The 7,266-nt window shown below is 42.6% G+C and carries 6 protein-coding genes; 1 reads left to right on the top strand and 5 read right to left on the bottom strand.

Annotation, left to right across the window (positions count from 1 at the left end):
* Positions 1-171: 171 nt before the first annotated feature.
* Positions 172-1,746: a histidine kinase N-terminal 7TM domain-containing diguanylate cyclase gene (locus H0185_RS20985; protein WP_221875449.1), complete on the bottom strand. Its 1,575-nt coding sequence runs from the start codon at positions 1,744-1,746 to the stop codon at positions 172-174.
* Between the two features lie 1,052 nt (positions 1,747-2,798).
* On the opposite strand from H0185_RS20985, the gene H0185_RS20980 reads away from it, so the two are divergent.
* Positions 2,799-3,197, top strand: coding sequence for a hypothetical protein (locus tag H0185_RS20980; protein WP_221875448.1), 399 nt, complete (start codon positions 2,799-2,801; stop codon positions 3,195-3,197).
* Between the two features lie 131 nt (positions 3,198-3,328).
* On the opposite strand, the gene H0185_RS20975 is transcribed toward H0185_RS20980, so the two are convergent.
* The 4 genes from H0185_RS20975 to H0185_RS20960 all read right to left on the bottom strand — a co-directional run bounded on the left by H0185_RS20975 (position 3,329) and on the right by H0185_RS20960 (position 7,262).
* Positions 3,329-3,910 carry a YitT family protein gene (locus H0185_RS20975; protein WP_246629335.1) on the bottom strand — a complete coding sequence of 194 codons (582 nt, stop codon included), beginning with the start codon at positions 3,908-3,910 and terminating at the stop codon, positions 3,329-3,331.
* Between the two features lie 168 nt (positions 3,911-4,078).
* Positions 4,079-4,771: an ECF transporter S component gene (locus H0185_RS20970; protein WP_221875447.1), complete on the bottom strand. Its 693-nt coding sequence runs from the start codon at positions 4,769-4,771 to the stop codon at positions 4,079-4,081.
* Positions 4,747-6,402 (bottom strand): ABC transporter ATP-binding protein, encoded by a 1,656-nt coding sequence (locus tag H0185_RS24540; RefSeq protein ID WP_221875446.1) that lies wholly within the window; start codon positions 6,400-6,402, stop codon positions 4,747-4,749. Before H0185_RS24540 ends, H0185_RS20970 begins: the two co-directional genes overlap by 25 nt.
* Positions 6,375-7,262: an energy-coupling factor transporter transmembrane component T gene (locus H0185_RS20960; RefSeq protein ID WP_221875445.1), complete on the bottom strand. Its 888-nt coding sequence runs from the start codon at positions 7,260-7,262 to the stop codon at positions 6,375-6,377. Before H0185_RS20960 ends, H0185_RS24540 begins: the two co-directional genes overlap by 28 nt.
* Positions 7,263-7,266 lie beyond the last annotated feature (4 nt).

Below are 7,266 nucleotides of genomic sequence, written 5' to 3'. Positions count from 1 at the left end.
TTTTACGTGTCTACTCTATAGGGTACATTTTAAATCCCCTGCCTTCCCTTTTTTTATTTACTAGGGATAAGACGCTGGCCCCTTGCCCGAAAGGTACTTGCAGAAAAACAAAAAGAGACACGGAAGTCGAATCCATGTCTCTCTTTGGGACAAGGTGCCTGTCCCTCTGTCCTACTCCCCTACCACAGCGAATGTAGGTGTAGGTACTGTTAGGACTTGCACACAATTTCGGCCGGCTCTTTTGGCCTCGTATAATGCTTGGTCCGCTTGCCTTGTTAAGGTTTGGAGGGTATTCTGATTGTCCCCCACCCTATAGGCATGAGAGAGTCCGAAGCTGGAGGTTACAGTAATTTCAATATTGTCTATTACGATAGGATTAGCAGCAATATTCTCGCGTATTCCATTCGCCACCTCATAAGCCTCTTGAATTGGCGTATCTGGCAAACAAATGATAAACTCTTCCCCTCCATACCGCCCCATGATATCCTCTTTGCGCAAACTATTTTTTGCTACCTCAACAACATGAGTCAACACCATGTCTCCTGCTTCATGTCCATAACAATCATTCACACTTTTAAAATGATCAATATCAAACATAATAAGTGATACATGCTTGTCCGTAAGCTGTTCGATCTTTTCTTCGGCTGTTTTCTTAAAATACATCCGGTTGAAAACTTGCGTTAACCCATCGATACTTGCCAGCTCCTGCAGCCTTTCTTGCAGATGGACTCTTTCGGTTATATCAACAAACGTAATGATCTGGCCGATTTGGAGATGATTTTTATTATGAACAGGGGAAAAACGAATATGGAAATAATGCATGTCTTTTCCTATATACATATCATAGTCGCATTCCTGCCCACGGTGGATTATTTCGGAAAGTACTTGATTGCGATTCAATAGATCAAAAATTGGTCGCCCAATCGCATCGGAGGTTAAGGTCGGGATGACCTTCACCACGGACAGGTTATAATCAACAATCGCTTTTTGCTGATTGATGACAATGACGCCTTCATGCATACTTTCAAACACCGTTTCTCGCGCAATCGGGGCCACATTAAACATCTGAAACCAGAAAAGTGCTGCCCCGTGAAACAGAAATGAAAGACTCATAGAAACCGGGCCAAGATCAATTCCATATGGACTCATGCCATTTAAATAGAAATGATTCGCAATGATGGGCATAATTAACCCTGCTACCATTAATAAAATTTGCATGCGGAATTTAAATAGTGATTTTTTTATATGCATGAGCAAAATGACGACACTAATCATTAAACACATAAAAACAAAGAGAGCGTGAACATAGAACCCCGGTCCATACTCTAGTGCTAGAATGGGGAAAGGAGTATCACTTCTAAGAGCAACAGATGAGTAATAAAGATGGTGAAGGTCATTGGTATTTACCAAAAACACCGTGATTACGGGAATCACATATAACATCAACGATAGACGTTGGTTTAGCTTTTGACCAACATATTCAAAGCACATGAACAACATAAGCAAAGGGATAAACGGCATGGCGAGGTACTCAATCCTCAACCAAAACTTAATTTGTCCTAATGTAGAACTAAACAGCTCAAACGTATAGGCAAAAGTAAAGAATGCTGACAAGAGTGTGGCATACATAAAGTACCTTGCACCAGGTACACCAGTTAGTTTTAATCGTACATAAACAGATAGAAATAAACTTAATACCCCCGCCAAAATAATGCATAGTAAATATCCCCATAATTCTTCCAGCATCTCTATCTACCCCATACGATGTATTCTTAATACCTATAATTCAATTCATTATATAGCAAAAGGCAACGAATAGAATAGTGATTTTTTAGGACGGGACAGGTGGCGACAGGACATGGGGACAGGTCCTGTCGCCACTGAAAAGATGATTCCTAGCTAGATCTCGGGTTCATTGGCCTTATGAAGCGGGTTTCTCAGTGATTCCTAGCTCGATTTCGGCTTCATCTGCCTTATGAAGCGGGTTTCTCAGTGATTCCTAGCTCGATTTCAACTTCATCTGCCTTATGAAGCGGGTTTCTCAGCGATTCCTAGCTTGATTTCGGCTTCATCTGCTTTATGAAGCGGGTTTCTCGGCTATTCCTATCTTGATCTCGGCTTCATCTGCCTTATGAAGCTGGTTTCTCGGCGATTCCTAATTTGATTTCGGCTTCATCTGCTTTATGAAGCGGGTTTCTCAGTGATTCCTAGCTCGATTTCGGCTTCATCTGCCTTATGAAGCGGGTTTCTCAGTGATTCCTAGCTCGATTTCGGCTTCATCTGCCTAATGAAGCGGGGTTCTTAATGATTCCTAACTTGATTTCGGCTTCATCGGCTTTATGAAGCGGGTTTCTCAGTGATTCCTAGCTCGATTTCGGCTTCATCGGCTTTATGAAGCTGGTTTCTCAGCGATTCCTAGTTCGATTTCGGCTTCATCGGCTTTATGAAGCTGGTTTCTCGGCGATTCCTAGCTTGATTTCGGCTTCATCTGCACTAGGAAAGAAGCACCTCTGTTGCTCAGTCTCTTTTCGTCTTCTTAAGCAATCCACTTCGGTCTTCATATGATTTATATTTCAGCCGTCTCGGCAGATTTCATGTTCCTAGGATTACTTACTTAGGTACACGGAAATTTTAAAAACGCCAGAGTAGGCCCCTCGACCCAATATTTGGAAAACACTTAAATACCAAGAACGGGAGGAGATGAGAGGACTAATCCCCTTCTAGCCTATCTATCCATTTCCCTCTCAATGTCCTATAATTGTAGAAGTTACAAATACAAAAAATGTGGGAGAGTTTGCATGAAGGATTTTATTTTGCTCCTTGCTGAAATCATTAACACGCTGCACGATTTAATTTTTGCAATCAGTAACCGTGCTGGGTGGAATCTTACCGATAAAGATTTGCATCTTTGGGTATTTGGGATCGTGGGAATCTTAGCATTCATAGTTGTGAATGTTGTATTTAAATATTTAGCTCAATTCAGTATCACAGCCATTTCTTTTATTTATACTTTTACCGTATTAGTGGTGATTGTCTTTGCGATTGAGATCCAACAAAAGCTCACCGGACGTGGAAACATGGAATTTCATGATGCTGTAATTAGTTTATGGGGATTCATATTATTCTTTGCTGGCTACTTAGCAATCAAAGGAATCTACAATCTTATGAAAAAGTTTTTCTATAAAAAAAAGCATTAAAAAAAGGAGAGTAAATGGGCGCATCCATTCACTCTCCTTTTTCTACTTTTTATTTAATAACATTTAATAGGTTTCCCCATCACGTTTACAAGGTCTGTACTATAAAGTCTTTATCTCCCCTAGCATCCTATTTATCGATATCCCTCATAGCAAATCGAAGCTAGATATCCTGCTATTAAGATCGTAATCGATGAGAATACAACACTCTGTAGGCCCAGAGTCTGAAAACCTAGTAAAACAATGAAGACATCCATTATTGCAATCAACAGTCCTATATTTAAAGGGGTCGCTTTTGCTATGAAATAAGCAATTAAATCGGTGCCACCAGTACTTGTTTTGTACCTAAGCATCAAGCCAACCCCGATTCCACAAAGGGCTCCCCCTAAGATGGCACTCACCCAAATTGGCAACGCAAACTGATATGGTGCGAGCAAATCAATAAAAACAGCCGTCACAATCATTCCATAAATACTACCATGAAACTGAGCACGATCCTTTACCCAAGCATAAAGAATCAATGGAATACTCAATAAAGCCGACCATAGCCCCGCCTGAAAATCAAAATAATAATGAAGAAGCAAGGCCAGACCAATAATTCCTCCCTCAAGCAATTGATGCGGAACCAAAAAACCATTAATCCCAATACCCAGCAGAATACTTCCAATGATTAAAGCCGCAACCCTAGCAAACATTCCACCACCCCATTTCCCCAACCAATCCTCGACCTCTCTAATCCTTATGATGGTTGTCCTAGGAATATACGTAAGGATTGACGGTTGGGTTGAAGCGGGTGAGCGGTGGGACACGGGGACAGCGGTTCCTTGTCCAAAAGTTACTTGCAACGTGGGGAGACTTTGGGACCTGGTCCTGTCCCTCTGTCCCTATCCCTCTGTTCCGAACAATCCATACTTCACCTTAAACCTCTGAATAATCTTTATCCAGCTGCTGCCGAATATCCACAGGAAGAATACGTTGCTGATTCCGTGGGCGAGGTCGAAGTAGAGGCTTGTGCTGTAATAGGTGATGATTGCGGGCCAGTTTAGTTCCTGAATCATACTAATGACGACCCATAGATTCATGATCCACCCAAAGGCAATCCCGACAATGAAGCCGAATAGGCAGCGACCGAGCCTAGTTTGCATGATCCATGTTTTACCTAGCAATCCAGCCGTTAGTCCTATCATTCCCCAAGCATACATTTGCCATGGAGTCCATGGACCTTGGCCTAAAAACAGGTTCGAGACAATGGCTGCTAAAGTACCGACGACGAACCCACTTTGTGGACCTAACACAATGGCCGAGATGATAATCACAAAAGTGGTTGGCTGAACGCTTGGAATCGAGGCAAAAGGGACGCGGCTAACGGCGGCAATCGCCGCTAAAATGGCAATCACGACCAGTTCTCTGCTCAATACTTTTTTCTTTGCAAAGCTTATCATAAAAGGAAAGAAAGAAGACGCCATTATCAGGAGGCTTAAGGCAAGATAATGTTCGGTGTTCAATAAAGGAAAACCAACAAGCAGCACAAGAATCAACACCGAAATCCCGATTAAAATGGGCTTTTGACGCGCCATATGCGTCTCGCCTCCTCCAATGTTACAACTGGATATGCACTGCTGTTTCGTGTCGCCCGGTTCAACACCGTTGTGTAGTACGTATTCTCGTGAAAGAAATCCCGCGTGTTTTCCGTTACCGTAATTTTTCCTTGGAACAGCATGCTGCACCTTGTTGCATAGGTAGCAGAAAACTCAATATCATGGGTAACCATTACCACCGTAAGCCCTTCATCTACTAAAGTGGAAACAAGCTCTCCGAATGCTCTTTTCGATTCAGGATCCAACCCTTTTGTTGGTTCATCAATCAACAGAATCGTTGGTTCCACAAGCAAGCTACCGATTAACGCCGCTTTCTGCAGCTCTCCCCCGCTTAAGTCATACGGATGCTGGTTCTGCAAGTGCGCAATCCCAAACTTGTTCAGTAAATTTTGAATCCGCTCCTCTGGGTTCCTCTCCCCATGCTTTAATGCCAGGTGCTCAAATTCCTTTCTGATTGTATCCTGGATGAAAAACAGCTTCGGGTTTTGAGGAAGATAACTTACTTTCCTCGGTTCCCACTTTCGGACCTTCTTCCCTTTGTATTTCATCGATCCATGCTGTGCTTTTAAAATTCCGCCAATCACCTTTAAAAGCGTAGACTTTCCCGTACCGTTTGCCCCCACAATTGCCAGCCATTCACCCTCATAAATGGTTAGATCTAAATTGTACAAAACAGCTGGTGTATTTTTACTATATTGGTAGTCCACTTCTTTCAATTCTAAAATGGGCGAAGGAACCGCCGCTGCGCTACTAACCTCAGAAGGCTCGTCCCACTCAACATGCTCTCCTTGTAACCACTGTCTCGTTTCCTTCACATTCAAAGGAATAGTTTCTGCATGTGCTTTCTTGTAAAACTCTAAATATAATAAGGCAGAACTCGGTAAAAAACTCTTCATAGTCTTATGAGTCCCAAGCTCCTTCACCATTTCTCTTGGTGTTGTGTCATGTAAAAGTACCCCGTTATCGAACAAGATGACTCTGCTCGCAATTGGGAAAAGTTCCTCTAGCCGATGTTCCACGATGACAATCGTAATGCCAAATTCCTCATTTAACCGCTGCAGCATATGAATGAACTCCTTGGCTGCAATCGGGTCAAGCTGAGCCGTCGGCTCATCTAATAGCAATACCGACGGCTCGAGCAATAAAATAGAAGCTAAATTAAGCAATTGCTTTTGGCCGCCGGACAATTCGTCGATTTTTTTATCCAGTAAGGGATTTAAGCCAAAGAAATTCACCATTTCCGCGACTTTCTTGCGCATTTGTTCAGTGGTGAAACCCAGGTTTTCCATTCCAAAAATGAGTTCCTCAAGCACATTGTCCATCGCGATTTGGTTTTCCGGATCCTGAAACACCATTCCAAGTTCCTTTGCATTCACAATCGGGGTAACTTCCTGGAGAGGTTTCCCTTGAAAAAAAAGAGTCCCCTCCTTTATGCCATGAGGGGCAATTTCCGGTTTAAACAGACGAAGTAGCGTCGATTTGCCACTTCCAGAAGGACCACAAAGGACAACAAACTCCCCTTGCTTCACTTGAATACTGATGTCTTTTAATGCTGGTATAGTTGCATTTGGGTAAGTGAAACTTAACCTATGCGTCGCAAGAATTTCCACTTAACCATCTCCTTTCCTTCTGTCCAAATCGGAAAACCAATCATCATAAAAAATAAAATCCAATAGAGCCACTCCCTACCGGATAACCAAACTGGCTCCAAAACCGGTAGCAGTGTTAATACCCCATCGCCGAGCCACCAGCCAAACAAGACGAGTGATCCGCTCACCAACAGAAAAGCGAACGCCAACCAGTCTCTTTTTTTCATATAATAAGGCTGGTATTTACTTCGCTTCCCAAGTCCATACCCTCTTGCCGTCATCGAGTCAGCCGTTTGAATCGACTCCTCTAACGACCACGTTAACAAGGTTTGTAAGAAGAGCATTCCGCTCTGGGCGCGACCTTTAACCGAACCCGTTTTTAACGAAAATCCTTTTATACTCTGCACATCGCCAATTTCAAGGAGACGTTTCCTTAAAAGTGGCACAAACCTTAATGACAACATGGTCAACAACGCCCATTGGGGCATTATTTTAGAGAAGAGAAATACAAACTTATCTGGGGTAATAACTAAATTAAACGTAAGAAATAAGGTTAAGATGCAAACAAGGGTTAAGCTAATCATCACCCCTTGCCAAATTGCTTCCAGGTACACTTGTTTTTCAAACAAATAAAAGAGTAGATGATTGCCTCGTTGATTAAAAAACGGTGTCAACACAAGCGTTAGCACCGCCATAATGAGGATCATTGCGCGCCATTTCCTAAGCTCCAATCCTCCATCAAGCATAAAGTTCATCAGGAGAATCGCCACGGTCGCCAGCGCCAAAAACATCGGATGCTGATATAGCATAAGCGCTGCCATGGCGAAAAGATAATAAAGCAAAAGAATAATAGGGTGAAACGAACGAAAACCTCGTACCATGTAT

The sequence above is a fragment of the Mesobacillus maritimus genome, from assembly GCF_019749255.1.
Taxonomy (GTDB): domain Bacteria; phylum Bacillota; class Bacilli; order Bacillales; family Cytobacillaceae; genus Mesobacillus_B; species Mesobacillus_B maritimus_A.
Note: the sequence above shows the minus strand (reverse complement) of the source record. Positions and strands in the feature narration are given on the sequence as shown.